Consider the following 17538-nt stretch of genomic DNA (forward strand, 5'->3'; position numbering starts at 1 on the left):
CGTCCCCGCCTCCCGCTTCCTGCTCCCCGCTTCCCGCTTCCCGCTGATCGCCTAGGACGACGATGTCTCCACGGACAGGTGCACGGCGCCGTATCGGCTCCATACGTCTCTCCCTGATCCTGCTCGCGCTGGTCCCCAGCGTCACCCTCGCCGCCATGTGGGGCATGACGACGGCGCAGATGTTCTCCGAGGGCCTTGGCCTCAGGTCGCAGACGCAGCTGAGCAGGTCCACCGGCGCCATGGGCACCGAGGCGACGCTGGCGCTGCAGCGCGAGCGCAGGCTGTCGGCCGCGTGGCTGGCCACGGGTCAGGGCTCCCGGGCCGAACTGGAAGCGGCCCGCGGGCAGACGGACACGGCGGTCGCCAAGCTGGTCGACCAGACGGACACGATCCGCAAGGCGCCGTCCCGTATCAGGGACCGGCTGTACTCGGTCGTCGCGTCGGCGGGCAGCCTGGAGTACTACCGGGGCCAGGTCGACAACCCCACCGACATCACCCCCGAGCAGGCGCTGGACCAGTACACCTCGATCATCGGCGACCAGATCCACGCCTTCCGGGAGCTCTCCGAGGTCGACGACGGCGACCTGACCTCGCAGGCCGGGCCGCTCGTCGCGATCGAGCACGCGGCGGAGCTGGTCTCCCAGCAGGACGCCCGGCTCACCCTGGCCTGGCCGACCGGGCGCCTCGACGACGAGGCCTGGACACAGTTCGCCCAGCTCGTCCACACGCGCCGCTGGCTGGTCCAGGGCCAGATCGTCCCGGCCCTGCGCGACAGCGCCAAGACGCAGACCGAGCAGATCCTGCAGAGCGGCGACTGGCAGACCCTCGAACGCATCGAGGACCAGATCCTGGCCGCCCGGCCCACCGGCCGGAGCGACGCCCGCACGGTCCGGCTGCCGGACGCGCAGCAGCGGTGGAGCACCGCGCTGGCCGGGGTCACCGCCCAGTACGAGCGGCTGGTCACGGAGCAGACGGGCGCCCTGCTGGACCGCAGCGCCGACCAGGCGCGCCGGCTGCTGGTCACGGCCGCCTCGCTGAGCGCCGCGGGCCTCGTCGCCGTGCTGCTGTGCGCCGTCGTGTCCTGGCGGATCACCCGCTCGATGTCCCTGCGGCTGCGCGGCCTGAGGATGGCCACCCTGACCCTGGCCCAGGACCGGCTGCCCGACGTGGTCGCCCGCCTCGACCGGGGTGAGAAGGTCGACGTGGACCTCGCGGCTCCGCCGCTGGACTACGGCCACGACGAACTCGGCCAGGTGGCCAAGGCGTTCAACACCGCGCAGCGCACGGCCGTGCACACCACGGTGGAGCTCGCCGACACCCGGCGCGGCTTCCAGAAGGTCATCCTGGGCATCGCCCGGCAGAGCCAGAACCTGGTCAACCTCCAGCTGAGCAAGCTGGACGCGCTGGAGCGCGAGCACACCGACCCCACCGTCCTCAAGGGTCTGTACGAACTGGACTCCATCGCCAGCCAGTTGCGCCGCTACGAGGAGAACCTCGTCATCATCAGCGGCGAGCAGCCCCGGCGCAGCTGGGCCGAACCGGTCGCGCTGATCGACATCCTGCGCAGCGCCGTCGGCGAGGTCGCCGAGTACCAGCGGGTGGAGGTGCACACCGACGAGGAGGTGAGCCTCGCGCCGCCGGCGGTGGCCGACGTGATCCACCTGCTGGCGGAGCTCATCGACAACGCGACCGTCTACTCCGCCGCGCCCGCCCCCGTCGGAGTGCGGGCGGCGATGGTGGCCAAGGGCCTGGCCGTCGAGATCGAGGATCGCGGTCTCGGCATGTCCGAGGAGGAGTACGCCGCGTTCAACGCCCAGTTGGCGGTGGCCCCGAAGTTCGACGTGGTGGCGCTGGCGGACGACCTGCGGCTCGGCATGTTCGTGATCGGCAAGTTGGCCGCCCGGCACGGCATCGCCGTCACGCTGCGCTCCTCGCCGTACGGCGGCACCACGGCCATCGTGCTGATCCCGCACGACATCGTGGTGCGGGAGACGTTCGGCTCCGAAGTCCCGGGGGCCACGGCCGCCGACGCCGGTGCCGCCGGCGCCACGGCCGCCGCTGCCGCCGAGGCCGTGCCGCGCAAACGGACCGTCCCGCAGGCCGCCCCGGCGCGGACCGGCACCGCCGCGGCACGCACCGCCGCCCCGGAGCCGGCCGCCGTCGCCGTGGCCGGGCCCGCCCGGGGCGACGGGCTCGCGCCGCTGCCGCGCCGGGTGCCGCAGACCAGCCTGGCCGCCGAGCTCCGCGAGGAGCCCGGCCCGGCCGACGGGGAGATTCCGGCCGAGGACGGGGACTTCACCGCGGAACACGCCGCCTCCTCCCTGTCCGGCTTCCAGCGCGGCACCCTCAGGGCCCGCGACGAGGACGAGCCGGTGCCGGACGACCGGGAGGACGCGCCGCCGGAGCCTGGGGCGCACGTCCCGCCGCAGGCGTATCCGTGACCGTGATGTGAAGACCACCGACCACTGAAGAAGGACACCGACATGACACATGCCGCCCCCGCCACGCACACCCAGCTCGACCAGTTGCTGACCGGACTCGTCGACCGGGTCGCCGAGGTGAGCCACGCCGTCGTGCTCTCCGAGGACGGGCTGGTGGTCAGCAAGTCCACCGGGTTCCCGCGTGACGACGCCGAACGTCTCGCGGCGACCGCGTCCGGCCTGATGAGCCTCAGCAAGGGCGTCAGCATGGACTTCCGCGGCGGTCCGGTGCGCCAGGCGCTCATCGAGATGGCCAACAGCTACCTGATCCTCACCTCGGCCGGGACCGGAGCCCACCTGGTCGTCCTGACGGGGCCGGGCGCGGACGTCGGTGTGGTGGCGTACCAGATGAACATGCTGGTGAAGAAGATCGGTGAGCACCTCAAGCAGGCGCCGCGCGCCGGTGTCGTCCCGGCCGTCAGCGGCGAGTGAGGTGAGCGGCGGCGACCCGGCGGGCCGCCTGGTACGGCCCTTCACCCTGACCGGGGGACGGACCCGGCCGAGCCGCGCCGACTTCACTCTCATCACCACGGTGACCGCGGTGGATCCGCCGCCCGCCGGGGCCGCACGGCCGCAGCCGGAGCATCTGCGGATCCTGCGGCACTGCGCCCGGCCGGTCGCGGTCGCGGAACTCGCCGCTCACCTGGACCTTCCGGTGAGCGTGGTCGTCATCATGCTCTGCGACCTGTTGGAGGCGGGCCGGATCACCGCGCGTCCGCCGCGTGAAGTCTCCGGTGCACCGGACTTGGAGCTGCTGCAGAAAGTGAGGGAAGGTCTTGGCCGACTCTGACACCGCCGTGCGGGCGCCCGCGTCCCCCGACACGGTCAAGATCCTGATCGCCGGAGGGTTCGGCGTCGGCAAGACCACGATGGTCGGGTCGGTCAGCGAGATCGTGCCGCTGCGCACGGAGGAGTCCCTGACCGCGGCCGGTCTGGACGTCGACGACCTCGACGGCATCGAGGAGAAGCGGACCACCACCGTCGCCCTGGACTTCGGCCGCATCACGATCAGCGACGACCTCGTGCTGTACCTCTTCGGTACGCCCGGGCAGCAGCGGTTCTGGTTCATGTGGAACGACCTCGCCCTGGGCGCCCTGGGCGCCGTGGTCCTCGTCGATGTGCGCAGGCCGAAGGTGAGCTTCGCCGCGATCGACTTCTTCGAGCGCCGGCACATCCCCTTCGTGGTCGCCGTCAACGGCTTCCACGGGGAGCACCCGTACCCGGTGGAGGACATCCGGGACGCCCTGGCGCTTCCGGAGCACGTCCCGGTGGTGCTGTGCGACGCACGGGAGCGCGAGTCCTGCCGGGACGTGCTGATCGTCCTCCTCGACCAGTTGATCGCCTCCGCCGAGCGGGCGGAGGCCCGCGTCTGAGGGGACCCGGCGGCGTCGGCCGGGCGGGCCGGGGCCAGTACGGTGCCGGCGGCATCCGCCTGGTGCCGCCGGCCCCGCTGCCCCACTGCGGTGCGTCAGTCGAGGCCCGCCGACTTCAGCCAGGCCCGGGCGACATCCAGCGGGTCCTTCTTCTCCACCTGCACCTGGGTGTCCAGGCGCAGCAGGGTGGCCGTGTCCAGCTTGGCGGAGACCGCGTTGAGCACGTCGACGCCCTTCTGGTTCAGCCCGCTCTTGTACACGAGCGGCTGGACGTTCTGGAACCCGAAGAGGTTCTCCGGGTCCTGCAGGACGACGAACTTCTCCTTGGCGATGGTCGGGTCCGTAGTGAAGACGTCCGCGGCCTGCACGGTGTTCTTCTTCAACGCCGTCTGGGTCAGCGGACCGCCCGCGTCCAGCGCCTTGAAGGACTTGAACTCCACCCCGTACACCGACTTCAGGCCCTCCAGGCCCTGATGCCGGGTCTGGAACTCCGGTGAGCCGCCGATGACGAGGTCCTTGGCGATGTCCTTCAGATCCGCGATGGAGGACTTCTCGGTGAGGTGGTACTTCTTCGCCGTCTCCTGGTTGACGGTGACGGAGTCCTTGTCCTCCGCGGGGGCCGGCTCCAGCAGCGTCAGCCTGGAGTCCAGCTTGGCGTTGATGGCGGCCGTCGTCTCGGCGGCCGTCTTCGGGGCGGCCTTGGAGTCGAGGTAGGCCAGCAGCGCGCCGTTGTACTCGGGCAGCACGGTGACCGAGCCGTTCTTGAGCAGGCCGTAGGTGGTTTCGCGGCTGCCGATGTTGGGCTTGTAGGTGACCTTGATGCCCTTGGCCTTCAGTGCCTCGCCGTAGATGTCGGCGAGCAGGATGCTCTCGGCGAAGTTGTTGGAGCCGACGACGACCGTGTCACCGCTCGCCCTGCCCTCCGAGAGCGGGTCCTTGCCGCTGCCGCCGGAGGACGAACACCCCGCGAGGAACGCCGCGGTGACGGCGAGCGCGACGACGGCCGCGCCGGGGTGTCTCGTGCTGGACCTGGTGCTCTTCGCGTAAGAAGTCACTCACTGATCCAATCCAGCGACTTCTCCCCCCGTCAAGAGCACCGGGCCACCGATTCACTTCAACGTGCGGCCGGTTGGGGGCAGGCGGTACGGTGCCGTGTCCGCGCCCCAACGTCCGCACCCCGCCGTCAGCCGCCGCGCCGCACCCCCGGCGACACCACGGCCCGCGCCACCGCCCAGAACACCGCGAGCGTCGCCAGCGCCATCACGGCGACCAGGGTGGCCCCGCCCACGACCTTCTCGTAGTCGCGCTGGTAGAGGCCGTCGATGATGTACCGCCCGAGGCCGCCGAGGCTGACGTACGCGGCGATGGTGGCCGTGGAGACGATCTGGATGGCCGCCGAGCGCAGGCCGCTGAGGATCAGCGGGAGCGCGACGGGCAGTTCGACGTGGAAGAGGATGCGGGACTCCCCCATGCCCATGCCGCGGGCGGCGTCCACCAGGGACGGATCGACGGAGCGCATCGCCTCGTACGTCGTCACCAGGATCGGCGGGACGGCGAGGACGACCAGCGGGATCATCACGGGGACCATGCCGAAGCCGAGCAGGATGAACATCAGCACCAGCAGGCCGAAGCTGGGCAGCGCCCGCCCGGCGGTGGCGATCAGGGCGAGGGTGTTGCCGCCGCGCCCGTAGTGCCCGGTGAGCAGACCGACCGGCAGCCCGATGACGGCGGCGAGGACGAGCGCCAGCAGGGAGTACCGGATGTGCTCGGCCAGGCGCGTGGGGATGCCGTCGTAGCCCGTCCAGTGGGCGCCGTCGCTGAAGAAGGCGTTGACGAAGTGGAGTACGTTCACCGGGCGGCGTCCTCCAGTGCGGGCACGGCCGCGTCGGGCCGGCCCTGGACGTCCTTCGGTTTCCGGCGCCCGGCGCCGCGCGGCATCCAGGGGGTCAGCAGCAGGCGCAGGAGGACCAGCGCGCCGTCGGCGAGGACGGCCAGGGCCGCCGTGGTGACCACGGAGTTCACCGCGAGTTCGGGCCGGTGGTAGATGTTGGCGTCGTGGAGCAGGTTGCCGAGGGCGCCCTGGTTGCCGATCAGCATGCCGACGCTGACCAGGGAGATGCTCGACACGGTCGCCACCCGCAGCCCGGCGATGATCGCGGGCACCGCGATCGGCAACTGCACCTGTGCGTACCGCCGTAGGGGACCGAAGCCCATCGCGGTGGCGGCGGCGAGCGTCTCCGGCGGCACCGAGCGGACGCCGTCGACGATGGCCGGGACGAGCACGACCAGGCTGTAGACGGCGAGCGGGATCATCACGGTGAGCTCGGTCTGGCCGGTGTAGTCGATGAGGACGACGAAGAACGCCAGCGACGGGATGGCGTACAGCACGGTCGTCAGGCTCAGCACGGGCGGGTACAGCCAGCGGAACCGCACGCACAGCTGGGCGAGGGGCAGGGCCGCGACGAGGCCGGCCAGGACCGGCAGCAGGGCCTCGCGCAGATGCAGGCCGATCAGGCCGAGCCAGCTGTGCTGGAGGTCGCTCGGAATGTCGAAGAATCGGTTCACCCGGCGACCCCTGCCTCGGTCCCTGCCTCGGTCCCGGCAGCGCTGCGGCCCTCGGCGTGGGCACTGCGGATGGCCTCGCCGATGGTCTGCTGCGAGACGACGCCGACCACGCGGCCGGTGCCGTCCACGGCCACCGCCCAGCCGGTCGGCGAGAGCACGGCGCCGTCCAGGGCGGCACGCAGGGACTCGCCGCCGTACTCGAACGGCCGCCCGTGGGGCAGGAGCCGGGCCGAATCCAGAGACCCGGCGGTGAGCGCGTCCGGCTCGCCCCAGCCGAGGGGTCTGCCGTCGAGGTCGGTAACGAGGAGGTAGGGCACGCCGGGAGTGACGCGGGCGGCGATCTGCTCGGCGGTGGAGTCGACGGCGACGATCGGGGACTTCTGCAGCCGGAGTCCCCCGGAGGCGAAGAAGGACAGCCGGCGAATGCCGCGGTCGGTGCCGAGGAAGTCCTCGACGAAGCCGTCCGCGGGGGCGGACAGCAGGTCGGCGGGCGGCGCGTACTGGGCGAGCCGGCCACCGGTGCGCAGCACCGCCACCATGGTGCCGAGCTTGACGGCCTCGTCGATGTCGTGGGTGACGAAGACGATGGTCTTTCCCAAGTCCTCCTGAATGCGGAGGAGTTCGTCCTGGAGCCCCTTGCGCACCACCGGATCGACGGCGGAGAACGGCTCGTCCATCAGCAGCACCGGCGGGTCCGCGGCGAGCGCCCGCGCCACGCCGACGCGTTGCTGCTGGCCGCCGGAGAGCTGGTAGGGGTACCGCTTGGCGAGCGAGGCGTCGAGTCCGACGCGCTCCATCAACTCGGCCGCCCGCGCACGGGCCTTGCTCCTGCCCCAGCCGAGCAGGCGGGGCACGGTCGCGATGTTGTCGACGATGGTGCGGTGCGGGAAGAGGCCCGCGTTCTGGATGACGTAACCCATCGACCGGCGCAGGGTGTTGACGGGCTGTTCCTGGATGTCGGCACCGTCCAGGAGGATACGGCCCTCGCTGGGCTCCACCATCCGGTTGATCATCCGCAGGGTGGTGGTCTTGCCGCAGCCCGACGGTCCGACGAGGACGGTGATCGAGCGGTCCGGGATCTCGAGCGAGAGCCGGTCGACCGCCACCGTGCCGTCCGGGTACCGCTTGGTGACTGAATCCATCCGTATCAAAACGCCGAACACCCTCCGGGTCTGGCGGAAGCCGCCGCTCTCGGCCACGGCCGCGCGGGCTGTTGCCGGAAGAGTCTAGACGCCGAACGCCGTGCGGCCCCGGCAGGAAACACCCGTGTCCCCCGCCGTGACCGCACTGTGGGCAAGTCGTGAGTCCCCGTCGGCGACTGCGCGGTGGCGGCCGGCGCCGTGGCCCGGTCGTCATGGTCGCCACGGGGCGCCACGGATCGTCACGCGGGTCCGTGTCGCATGCGGCGCCGACGGCCGGCTCGGCGCCCTTTGACGGACGTTTTCCCGGCCGCGCCGAAAGCGGGCCCGGCCACGGACCGGGCCGCGAGCCGGGGGCACGGGCCGCCCGTCAGAGTGCGCGACGCGCGTCATAAGGCGAGGCGGGCGTCATAAGGCGAGGCGGGCGTCATAAGGCGAGGCAGGCCTTGAAAGACCCGCCCCGCCTTGGCGGGTGCGGCCTCCGTCGGGTCAGGTCCGACCGCCGCCACCGCCGCCGAAGGAGCCGCTGCTGCCGGGGGACCAGCGGCGCCGGTGCTGGTCCGGCTTGCGCCGGCTCCCGCTGGCGTGCAGCTCGTAGGGCATGAGCCGCTCCCCGTTGTCGCAGTGCACCTCGTCCGGCTCCCGCACCTCACTGATCTCGTGGATCGCGCCGGTGACCGGCAGGTGCGGCTGCTCGGCCTCGCTCGGCCGTTCCGACTCCCGGCGCATCACACCGATGCCCAGCACGATGGCCCACACCAGGGCACCCGCGATGAAGATTCCGGGGATGAAGGCGCCGTAGATGACCCAGGGGGCCGTCCCCGCGGCCAGTACGACGTAGGAGGCTACGTCCATGTTTTCCACCCGCCTCGCCAAGGAAAGCGAAGAGTGCCGACGGCACCATTGACGCCACCTATGTCACATATTGTCCCACTCGGGAGTGCACTGCAAAGCGTGGCGGCCCACCGCCACCGCGTGACCCCACGACAGGCCCCGCCGCGGGTCCCGGCCAGGGCGCCCGGCAGCGAACCACCACACCCCCCATGGCCTCCAGTGCTAAAAATGAGCATATGGCCGGATTTCTCATCCGGTGCAGGATTCTGACCTCCCGGATCCTCACCGGCCGTCGTCCACTCCGGCGCCGTGCGGATCCGGGGTCGAGCACGCGCAGTTTCGCCGCCCAGACGTTCGTCCTGCAGATGGTGATACTGCTGGTGCTGATCGGCTCCGTGGGAGCCGTCCTCGTCCTGCAGGCCCGGCGCGGCAGCCTGGAGGACGCCCGGGACCGCACGCTCTCCGTGGCCAACGCGTTCGCGAGTGCCCCGGGGACGGTGGAAGCCCTGGACGGCCCCCATCCGACGGCGATCCTGCAACCGCGCGCCGAGGCCGCCCGGAAGCGAACCGGGGTGGCCTTCGTCGTCGTGTACCGGCCGGACGGGATCCGGCTCACGCACCCCGACCCCGCCCTGATCGGCAAACACGTCATCGGCCCGTACGAGGAGGCGGCGCGGGGCAAGTCCTTCACGAAGGTCATCACGGGGAGCCGCGGCCCCGCGGTCGACTCGATCGTTCCCGTCTTCCGGCCGGACGGCTCGGTCGCCGGCATCGTGGATGTCGCGATCACGCTGGAGTCGGTGAACGAAACGGTCACGCGCCAGCTGCCGGTCCTGCTCGGCGCCGTCGCGGGCGCGCTCGTCCTGGCCACGGCCGGGTCGGCCTGGGCGAGCAGGCGGCTGCGGCGGCAGACCCATGGCCTGGGCCATGTCGAGATGACACGGATGTACGAGCACCACGACGCCGTCCTCCACTCCGTGCGGGAGGGCGTCCTCGTCCTCGGGGGCGAGGGCCGGCTGCTCCTGGCCAACGACGAGGCGCGGCGGCTGCTGGGCCTCGCGCCGGACGCGGAGGGGCGCAGGGTCGCCGATCTCGACCTCGAACCGCGGATGGCCGAGCTGCTGGCCTCCGGCCGGGTGGCCAGCGACGAGGTGCTCCTCTCGGGAGACCGGCTACTGGCCGTCAACGTACGTCCCACGGACCGCGCGGGAGGGCCACCGGGCAGTGTGGCGACGCTGCGGGACACCACGGAACTGCGCGCGCTCTCGGGCCGGATCGAAGTGGCCCAGGAGCGCCTGGGACTGCTGTACGACGCCGGTGTACGGATCGGCACCACGCTGGACGTCGTACGGACCGCCGAGGAGCTGGCGGAGGTCGCCGTCCCGCGCTTCGCCGACCTGGTCACCGTCGAGCTGCTGGACCCCGTCCTGCGCGGTGACGAGCCGACGCGGGCGGCGGACATGCGCCGCGCGGCCAATCGCGGCAGTCCGGACGCTCCGCTCTTCCCGGTGGGCGAGCCGATCACCTGGTTGCCCGGCACGCCCATGGCGGTGGCGCTGGAGAAAGGTCACGCGGTGCTGGAGGCCGACCTGGGCGCCGCCCCCGGCTGGCAGGCCCAGAGCCCGGAAAGGGCCCGGAAAGTCCTCGAGTACGGGATCCGCTCGCTCATCGCCGTGCCGATGCGGGCGCGGGGCGTCGTGCTGGGACTGGTCGACTTCTGGCGGACGGACCAGCGGGGCCCCTTCGACGAGGAAGACCTGTCCTTCGCCGAGGAGCTGGTCGCGCGGGCGGCCGTGTGCGTCGACAACGCGCGCCGCTACACCCGCGAACACGGCGTCGCCGTGACCCTGCAGCGCAGCCTGCTGCCCCGGGAGCTGCCCGAGCAGGACGCCCTGGAGGTGGCCCACCGCTACCTGCCCGCCCGCGCCGGCGTGGGCGGGGACTGGTTCGACGTCATCCCGCTGCCGGGCGCCCGCGCAGCCCTCGTCGTCGGCGACGTCGTCGGCCACGGCCTGCACGCCGCCGCCACCATGGGCCGCCTGCGCACCGCCGTCCTCAACTTCTCGGCCCTCGACCTGCCGCCCGACGAGATCCTGGCCCACCTCGACGAGCTGGTCACCCGGATCGACCAGGACAAGGCGGCCGAGGCCGAGACCGATCCGGTCACCGGAGCCACCTGCCTGTACGCGATCTACGACCCCGTCGGCGGACGCTGCACCGTGGCGACGGCAGGTCACCCCGGGCCCGCGCTGGTACGTCCCGACGGCACCGTGGACTTCCCCGAGGTGCCCGCCTCCCCGCCCCTCGGCCTGGCGGAGGGCCTGCCCGTCGAGACCGCCGAGCTGGACCTGGCGGAGGGGTCACATCTGGTCCTGTTCACCGACGGGCTGGTCGAGGACCGGGACCGGGACATCGACACCGGCCTCGCCCTGCTGCGCGACGCCCTGACCGGCCGGCCCGGCCGGCACCCGGAGGAGACGTGCCGGGCGGTGATCGACGCCGTGCTGCCACCACACCCCAGCGACGACGTCGCGCTGCTGGTGGCACGCACCCGCCTGCTGGACCCGGCGCGCGTCGCGGACTGGGAGGTGCCCCGCGACCCCGCGACCGTCGCTCCGGTGCGCGCGGCGTGCGTCCGGCAGCTCGACGTGTGGGGACTGGAGGAGGTGGGTTTCAACACCGAGCTGATCCTCAGCGAACTGGTCACCAACGCGATCCGCTACGGCAGCGAGCCGATCCGCGTCCGGCTGCTGTGCGGCCGCAACCTCGTCTGCGAGGTCTCCGACGGCAGCAGCACGTCACCGCACCTGCGCAAGGCCGCCACGACGGACGAGGGCGGGCGCGGTCTGTTCCTCGTCGCCCGGCTGGCTCAGCGCTGGGGCACGAGGTACACGCCCCAGGGCAAAGTCATCTGGAGCGAACTGTCCCTCCGCGACGGAGCGACGGAACCCGGTGAGGACATGGCCGACCTGCTCCTCGAACAGTGGGACGACGAAGCCCTGTGAGGGGGACCGGGACTCCGGCCACGTCCCCGGACGGGGCCGGCGTCCGCCTCAGCCCTCGTCGGGGACCAGCCGCAGGGAGATCGAGTTGATGCAGTACCGCTGGTCGGTCGGGGTCGGGTAGCCCTCGCCCTCGAAGACGTGTCCGAGGTGCGAGCCGCAGCGGGCGCACCGTACCTCGGTGCGCACCATTCCGTGGGAGCGGTCCTCCAGGAGTTCCACGGCGTCGGTGTCCTTCGGGTCGTAGAAGGACGGCCAGCCGCAGTGGGACGCGAACTTGGTGCCGGAGGTGAACAGCTCGGCGCCGCAGGCCCGGCAGGAGTACACGCCCTTGGTCCTGGTGTCCGTGTACTCACCGGTGAAGGCGGGCTCCGTACCGGCCTGGCGCAGCACCGCGTACTCGGCCGGGGTCAGCTCCTCGCGCCACTGCTCGTCCGGCTTCTCTACGTCGTACGGCATGAGCCCTCAGTCCCTTGCTTCGACTACTTCGACAGACGGTCCAGGATGCGCGGTCCGAGGTCGGTGACGTCGCCCGCGCCCATGGTGAGAACCAGATCACCGGCCTTCGCCATTCCCGCGATCACGTCCGGCACCTCGGCCTTGTCGTGCACGGCCGTGACGCCGGCCCCCGCCGCCCGGGCCGCCTCGACGATCAGCTCGCTGGTGATGCCGGGGATCGGGTCCTCGCGGGCCGGGTAGATGTCCAGGACGACCGAGGCGTCGGCGAGGGCGAGGGCCTGGCCCATCTCCTTGCCCAGCTCCTGGGTGCGGGAGAACAGGTGCGGCTGGAAGACGACGAGGATCCGGGCGTCGCCGGCGGCCGCGCGCATCGCCTCCAGGTCGGCGGTCATCTCGGTGGGGTGGTGCGCGTAGGAGTCGATCACCTGGACGCCGGCGGCCTCGCCCTTGAGCTGCAGGCGCCGCTTGACGCCGGTGTACGCGGCGATCGCGGGGGCGAGCTCGGCGGCCGGGATGCCGAGGGCGGCGCCCGCGGCCAGCGCGGCGACCGCGTTGTGCGCGTAGTGGCGGCCGGGGACGGAGACCGCGAAGGTCAGCCCGGTGCCGTCCAGCACCGCGGTGACCTCGCTCTTCAGGCCCTGCGGTACGACGGACAGGACCCGTACGTCGGCGTCCTCGGCCTCGCCGTACGTCACCGTCCTCACGGAGCCCGCCAGGCGCCGGGTCAGCTCGCGCGCGCCCTCGTGGTCGGCGGAGATCACCAGCGTGCCGCCGGGGACGATCCGGTCCGCGAAGGTCTGGAAGGACTCGTAGATCTCGTCCATCGAGGCGTAGTTGGCGTGGTGGTCGAGCTCGACGTTGAGGACGATGGCGACCTCGGGCGCGTACTTGTGGAAGCTGCGGTCCGACTCGTCCGCCTCGGCGACGAAGATGTCGCCCTCGCCGTGCAGCGCGTTGGAGCCGGGAGCGTCCAGGTCGCCGCCGATGGCGTACGACGGGCTCAGGCCCAGCTCGGTGAGGGAGACCGCCAGCATGGAGGTGGTGGTGGTCTTGCCGTGGGTGCCGGCCACGGCGAGCGGGCGCAGGCCCTCCATCAGGGCGGCCAGGGCGTCGGAGCGGTGGACGACCGGGATGCCCAGCTCGGCCGCGCGGGCCAGCTCCGGGTTGTCCTCGCGGATCGCCGAGGAGACGACGACGCAGCTCGCGTCGTCGGCGAGGTGCTCGGCCGCGTGCCCGATGTGCACGGTGGCGCCCAGCGCGCGCAGCGCCTCGGCGGTCGCCGACTCCTTCGCGTCGCTGCCGGCCACCTTGGCGCCGCGCTGCGCGAGGATCTTGGCGATGCCCGACATTCCGGCGCCGCCGATGCCGATGAAGTGCGGTCGGTCCATGGCGGTAGGAAGGCCGGGTGCCATGCGCTTTTCTCCCCAGGTGGTGCGGCTGCGGTACGACGTAGCCTATGCCTTGCTGTGGGAGAAGAGTTTCAGGACCGGTACGCCGACCTTGTGGCGGGCCCGCGAGGCCCAGTCGCGGTGGAAGAACTCCTCCACGTAGTGCGGGTCGGTCAGGACGATGACCTCGTCGGCGTCGACCTCGGTGACCAGGGTTTTCAGGGCGTCCAGCGGGTGGTCCTCGACGAGCCGTCCCTCGGCCTCGCCGCCGGCCGCGCGCAGCGCCTTGAGGGACACGTCCAGGGCCCGCTCCCCCTCGCTCTTCGCGGCCGCGCCCTCGGGGGTCTCGCCCTCGCGCGCCGCCTCGTCGAGTTCGCCGAGCGCGATGTCGTCGATGGCCCGCAGCAGCCGGTCCGCCTGGTCGCCGCGGGGCTGGAGCAGCACGTGGAAGAAGACCGGCTCCTCGCCGTGCAAGGTGGTGACGAACTCCACGTCGGCGGACGTCAGGGCCTTCTCGATCATCAATACGCTTGTGAACACCAGGCGCCCTCTCTTCTTCGGGGGCCACGGCCCCTCCGTCTGCCTTCACGGGCCGTACCCGCCCCTGCGGAAACCATCCTGCCCCGTGATCGCACGGGTATCGCGGGGATTTGGTGCACCGGCCACGCACCCTGGGCCCGATCAGTCCCGTACGTTCCGCCGGTCCCGCAGTCCCGCCAGCTCCGTCAGTCCTGCCGGTCCCGCCGGTCCCGTCGGTCCCGTCAGTCCCGTCGGTAGCGGCTGAACAGGAAGCCCTCCTCCTCCAGCAGGGAGGCGAGGGTGAAGCGCTGGGGAACCGTGAGGGAGGGGCCGCCGGCGATGCGCTGGGCGTTGCCGGCGGTGAGCATCGGGGAGACGGTGAGGCACAGTTCGTCGAGGACTCCGGACGCCACCATCTGGCCGAGCAGGCGGGGGCCGCCCTCGGTGAGCAGGCGGGTGTGGCCGAGTCCGGCGAGGGCCTGGACGGCGCGGACGGGGTCGATGCCGATGCCGTCGCCGGCGATCACCACCCGCGCACCCGCCTTCTCCGCCGTCGCGATCCGGTCGGGAGCCGCCGCGGCACCCGTGAGGATCAGCGTGGGGACGAGGGGCGAGGTGAACAGCGGCAGCGAGAAGTCCAGCTCCAGGCTCGCGGTGACCACCGCGATCGCCGCGGCCGGCCCCTGCCCGGCCGCCTCCCGCAGCGCCGCGAACTCCGCCCGCGCCCGGGCCGGGCGGTACCCCTCCTGGCGGACCGTCTCCGCACCGACCACCACGACGTCGGCCAGCCCCCGCAGCGTGCCGAAGATCCGCATGTCGGCGGCGCTGGAGATGGGCTGTGAACGGCCCTCGTGCTGGGCGGCCCCGTCCAGCGTGGCCACCATGTTGGCGCGCAGCCAGGGCTCCCGGCCCGCCGGTCCGGGCTCCGGGTAGGCGTAGGCGGCCGCCAGCTCGGCGAGGGTCCACTCCCGGTCCTCCGGGGCACCGGGCACGCTCGCACCACCGGCCCCGCGAGCCCCGTTCAGGGTCTGGGCTGCTGTTTCGTCGGTCACAGGGAACAGGCGTCGCATGTCGTGCAGTGTTCCACGCCGCTTACCATGGGGAACCGTGTCGTCCTCCACAGCCGCCTCCGGGCTCAGCTCCCTGACCGACGCGGCCCCGCTGTCGCTGTGCGCCCGCGAGCCGCACGTCCCCGCCGACCGGCTGGTCGCCGAGATGGTGCCGCCGCCGCGCTTCGACGCGGTGCGCTTCGCGACGTACATCCCGGACCCCGGGCAGCCCAGCCAGACCGAGGCCGTGCGGGTGCTGGAGGGCTTCTCCGCCGGGCTCGGCGACGCGCCCTCGGCCGGCTCCGCCCGGCGCGGCTTCTTCGGCTTCGGAAGGAGCAAGGGCGGCGGCAAGGGGAGGACCGCCAGGGGCAAGGCCCCCGCCGGCCCCCGCGGCGTCTACCTCGACGGCGGCTACGGCGTCGGCAAGACCCACCTGCTGGCCTCCCTGTGGCACGCCGCCGGGGCCGAGCCCGCCCGCAAGGCGTTCGGCACGTTCGTGGAGCTGACCAACCTCGTCGGCGCCCTCGGCTTCCAGAAGACGGTCGAGACCCTCTCCGGCCACCAGCTGCTGTGCATCGACGAGTTCGAGCTGGACGACCCCGGCGACACCGTGCTCGTCTCCACCCTGCTCGGCCGGCTCGTCGACGAGGGCGTCGCGCTCGCCGCCACCTCCAACACGCTGCCGGGCAAGCTCGGCGAGGGCCGGTTCGCCGCCACGGACTTCCTGCGCGAGATCCAGGGCCTGTCCGCGCACTTCCGCACGCTGCGCATCGACGGCGAGGACTACCGCCACCGCGGCCTGCCCGAGGCGCCGGCGCCGTACTCCGACGAGCAGGTGACCAAGGCGGCGTACGCCACCGGCAACGCCTCCCTCGACGACTTCCCGCAGCTCCTCGACCACCTGGCCAAGGTCCATCCCAGCCGCTACGGCGCCCTGACCGACGGCGTGGCGGCCGTGTGCCTCACCGGGGTGCGGCCGGTGCCCGACCAGTCCACCGCGCTGCGGCTCGTGGTGCTCGCGGACCGGCTCTACGACCGCGAGGTGCCCGTGCTGGCCTCGGGGCTGCCCTTCGACCGGCTGTTCAGCGAGGAGATGCTGAACGGCGGTTACCGCAAGAAGTACTTCCGCGCGATATCCCGCCTCACCGCCCTCGCCCGGGACGCCAAGGGACTCGTCGAAACGGCGTGACGCAGAGCATGTGCGCGACCACGCCGGGTTAACGTAGGTCCATGCAGCCCTTGATCGACAACGCCCGTGCGTTCGGACGGCGGCCGGCGGACTTCGCCCGGCTCGCCGAGGGGCAGTCCCCCGAGGTCCTGTTCATCACCTGCTCCGACTCCCGGGTCGTCCCGGCCCTGATCACCGGCGCCCGCCCCGGCGAGCTGTTCGAGCTGCGCACCGCGGGCAACATCGTGCCGCCGTACGCCTCCGCGCACCCCACCGGCGAGGCGGCCACCATCGAGTACGCCGTGGAGGTGCTCGGCGTCCGCGAGGTCGTCGTGTGCGGCCACTCGCACTGCGGGGCCGTCGGCGCCCTGGTCCGCGGGGACGACCTGGACGCCGTACCCGCCGTACGGGACTGGCTGGTCCGGGCGACGCCCCCGCCCAAGGTCGCCGCGGAGGACCCGGCGGTCGCCGAGGGCGTGCAGGCGCACGTCCTGACGCAGGTGCTGCGGCTGCGCTCGTACCCCTGCGTCGAACGGCGGCTGGCGGACGGGCGGCTGAACCTGCGCGCCTGGTACTACGAGGTGCACACCGGCGTGGTGCTCGCGCACTGCTCGCGCACCGACACCTTCACCGCGCTGTGAGCGTCGCTCTGTGAGCGTCGCGGCCCGCCCACTTTTCCCGGACCGGGCCTATCGTTGAAGCAGGCGCACAAGGCGCAGACGGCCGTCCGTCCGAGGAGTCGTCATGGTGCAGGAACTGGTGACCAGTGTGATCGCCGCAGGCTGCGCGGGGTTCGTGTACCTCGCCGCGGCCATGCGGGTCGTCAAGCAGTACGAGCGCGGGGTGGTGTTCCGGCTCGGGCGGCTGACCGGTGAGCCGCGACCACCGGGCCTGGCGATGATCCTCCCGTTCGTGGACCGGCTCTACAAGGTCAACCTGCAGATCGTCACGCTGCCGATCCCCGCCCAGGAGGGCATCACCCGGGACAACGTGACCGTACGCGTGGACGCGGTCGTCTACTTCAAGGTGATCGACCCGGAGAGCGCGCTCATCCGGGTGGAGGACTACCGGTTCGCGGTCTCGCAGATGGCCCAGACGTCGCTGCGTTCGATCATCGGCAAGAGCGACCTGGACGACCTGCTGTCCAACCGCGAGAAGCTCAACCAGGGGCTGGAGCTGATGATCGACAGCCCGGCCGTCGGGTGGGGCGTGCAGATCGACCGTGTGGAGATCAAGGACGTGTCCCTGCCGGACACGATGAAGCGGTCCATGGCCCGGCAGGCGGAGGCCGACCGGGACCGGCGGGCCCGCGTCATCAACGCGGACGCGGAGTTCCAGGCGTCAAAGAAGCTGGCCGAGGCGGCGCAGCAGATGGCCGACACGCCCGCCGCGCTGCAACTGCGGCTCCTGCAGACGATAACGGCCGTCGCAGCGGAGAAGAACTCCACGCTCGTCCTGCCCTTCCCCGTGGAGCTCCTCCGCTTCCTGGAGAAGGCCCAGCAGCAGTCGCCGGAGCCGGCGTCGGAGCCGGCTCCCCCGAAGTCCCTCGACCAGGCCCCGGC

General features: G+C 72.1%; 17 protein-coding genes. 8 read left to right on the top strand and 9 right to left on the bottom strand.

All coding sequences use genetic code 11. The features are described from left to right. Positions 1 to 62: 62 nt before the first annotated feature. From C1I97_RS13790 to C1I97_RS13805, 4 genes are read left to right on the top strand one after another with little or no spacing between them, the layout of a single operon-like run. Positions 63 to 2441, top strand: a complete 2379-nt coding sequence (locus tag C1I97_RS13790) for a sensor histidine kinase (RefSeq protein WP_111003506.1) — start codon at positions 63 to 65, stop codon at positions 2439 to 2441. 42 nt (positions 2442 to 2483) lie between these two features. Continuing rightward, on the top strand, positions 2484 to 2912 hold the full coding sequence (locus C1I97_RS13795; RefSeq protein ID WP_111003507.1) for a roadblock/LC7 domain-containing protein: 429 nt from the start codon (positions 2484 to 2486) through the stop codon (positions 2910 to 2912). 1 nt (position 2913) lies between these two features. Continuing rightward, positions 2914 to 3270 (top strand): DUF742 domain-containing protein, encoded by a 357-nt coding sequence (locus C1I97_RS13800; RefSeq protein ID WP_111003508.1) that lies wholly within the window; start codon positions 2914 to 2916, stop codon positions 3268 to 3270. Then, positions 3257 to 3853, top strand: coding sequence for a GTP-binding protein (locus C1I97_RS13805; protein ID WP_111003509.1), 597 nt, complete (start codon positions 3257 to 3259; stop codon positions 3851 to 3853). Before C1I97_RS13800 ends, C1I97_RS13805 begins: the two co-directional genes overlap by 14 nt. 95 nt (positions 3854 to 3948) lie before the next feature. On the opposite strand, the gene C1I97_RS13810 is transcribed toward C1I97_RS13805, so the two are convergent. The 5 genes from C1I97_RS13810 to C1I97_RS13830 all read right to left on the bottom strand — a co-directional run bounded on the left by C1I97_RS13810 (position 3949) and on the right by C1I97_RS13830 (position 8412). Then, positions 3949 to 4908: an ABC transporter substrate-binding protein gene (locus C1I97_RS13810; protein ID WP_111003510.1), complete on the bottom strand. Its 960-nt coding sequence runs from the start codon at positions 4906 to 4908 to the stop codon at positions 3949 to 3951. Positions 4909 to 5036: 128 nt separating this feature from the next. Then, complete coding sequence (locus C1I97_RS13815; protein ID WP_111003511.1) at positions 5037 to 5705, bottom strand: ABC transporter permease; 669 nt, start codon at positions 5703 to 5705, stop codon at positions 5037 to 5039. Continuing rightward, positions 5702 to 6418, bottom strand: coding sequence for an ABC transporter permease (locus C1I97_RS13820; RefSeq protein ID WP_111003512.1), 717 nt, complete (start codon positions 6416 to 6418; stop codon positions 5702 to 5704). Before C1I97_RS13820 ends, C1I97_RS13815 begins: the two co-directional genes overlap by 4 nt. Continuing rightward, positions 6415 to 7569, bottom strand: coding sequence for an ABC transporter ATP-binding protein (locus tag C1I97_RS13825; RefSeq protein ID WP_111003513.1), 1155 nt, complete (start codon positions 7567 to 7569; stop codon positions 6415 to 6417). The genes C1I97_RS13820 and C1I97_RS13825 overlap by 4 nt, the downstream gene beginning before the upstream one ends. Before the next feature lie 477 nt (positions 7570 to 8046). After that, positions 8047 to 8412 (bottom strand): DUF6479 family protein, encoded by a 366-nt coding sequence (locus C1I97_RS13830; protein WP_111003514.1) that lies wholly within the window; start codon positions 8410 to 8412, stop codon positions 8047 to 8049. Positions 8413 to 8756: 344 nt separating this feature from the next. On the opposite strand from C1I97_RS13830, the gene C1I97_RS13835 reads away from it, so the two are divergent. Next, positions 8757 to 11396, top strand: a complete 2640-nt coding sequence (locus C1I97_RS13835; RefSeq protein WP_258382559.1) for a SpoIIE family protein phosphatase/ATP-binding protein — start codon at positions 8757 to 8759, stop codon at positions 11394 to 11396. Positions 11397 to 11444: 48 nt separating this feature from the next. On the opposite strand, the gene msrB is transcribed toward C1I97_RS13835, so the two are convergent. From msrB to C1I97_RS13855, 4 genes are all read right to left on the bottom strand, one after another. Next, positions 11445 to 11852 carry a peptide-methionine (R)-S-oxide reductase MsrB gene (msrB, locus tag C1I97_RS13840; RefSeq protein WP_111003516.1) on the bottom strand — a complete coding sequence of 136 codons (408 nt, stop codon included), beginning with the start codon at positions 11850 to 11852 and terminating at the stop codon, positions 11445 to 11447. A gap of 23 nt (positions 11853 to 11875) precedes the next feature. After that, on the bottom strand, positions 11876 to 13264 hold the full coding sequence (murC, locus tag C1I97_RS13845) for a UDP-N-acetylmuramate--L-alanine ligase (protein ID WP_111003517.1): 1389 nt from the start codon (positions 13262 to 13264) through the stop codon (positions 11876 to 11878). 42 nt (positions 13265 to 13306) lie between these two features. Further along, entirely contained in the window at positions 13307 to 13762 is a 456-nt protein-coding gene (locus tag C1I97_RS13850) for an indole-3-glycerol phosphate synthase (RefSeq protein ID WP_111003518.1), read from the bottom strand. Between the two features lie 239 nt (positions 13763 to 14001). Continuing rightward, positions 14002 to 14829: a pyrimidine reductase family protein gene (locus C1I97_RS13855; protein ID WP_111003519.1), complete on the bottom strand. Its 828-nt coding sequence runs from the start codon at positions 14827 to 14829 to the stop codon at positions 14002 to 14004. 37 nt (positions 14830 to 14866) lie between these two features. Here C1I97_RS13855 and zapE point away from each other — a divergent pair, with 37 nt between their 5' ends. The 3 genes from zapE to C1I97_RS13870 form a co-directional block, all read left to right on the top strand. Next, positions 14867 to 15997, top strand: coding sequence for a cell division protein ZapE (zapE, locus tag C1I97_RS13860; RefSeq protein ID WP_111003520.1), 1131 nt, complete (start codon positions 14867 to 14869; stop codon positions 15995 to 15997). A gap of 41 nt (positions 15998 to 16038) precedes the next feature. Further along, the gene (locus tag C1I97_RS13865) at positions 16039 to 16617 is read left to right on the top strand and encodes a carbonic anhydrase (RefSeq protein WP_111003521.1); all 579 of its coding nucleotides are present in this window, start codon (positions 16039 to 16041) and stop codon (positions 16615 to 16617) included. 103 nt (positions 16618 to 16720) lie between these two features. Next, positions 16721 to 17538: slipin family protein (locus tag C1I97_RS13870; RefSeq protein ID WP_111003522.1), on the top strand; the 818-nt coding region annotated here is incomplete at its 3' end.

The sequence above is a fragment of the Streptomyces sp. NTH33 genome (genome assembly GCF_003236365.1).
In the GTDB taxonomy this organism is placed as follows: domain Bacteria; phylum Actinomycetota; class Actinomycetes; order Streptomycetales; family Streptomycetaceae; genus Streptomyces.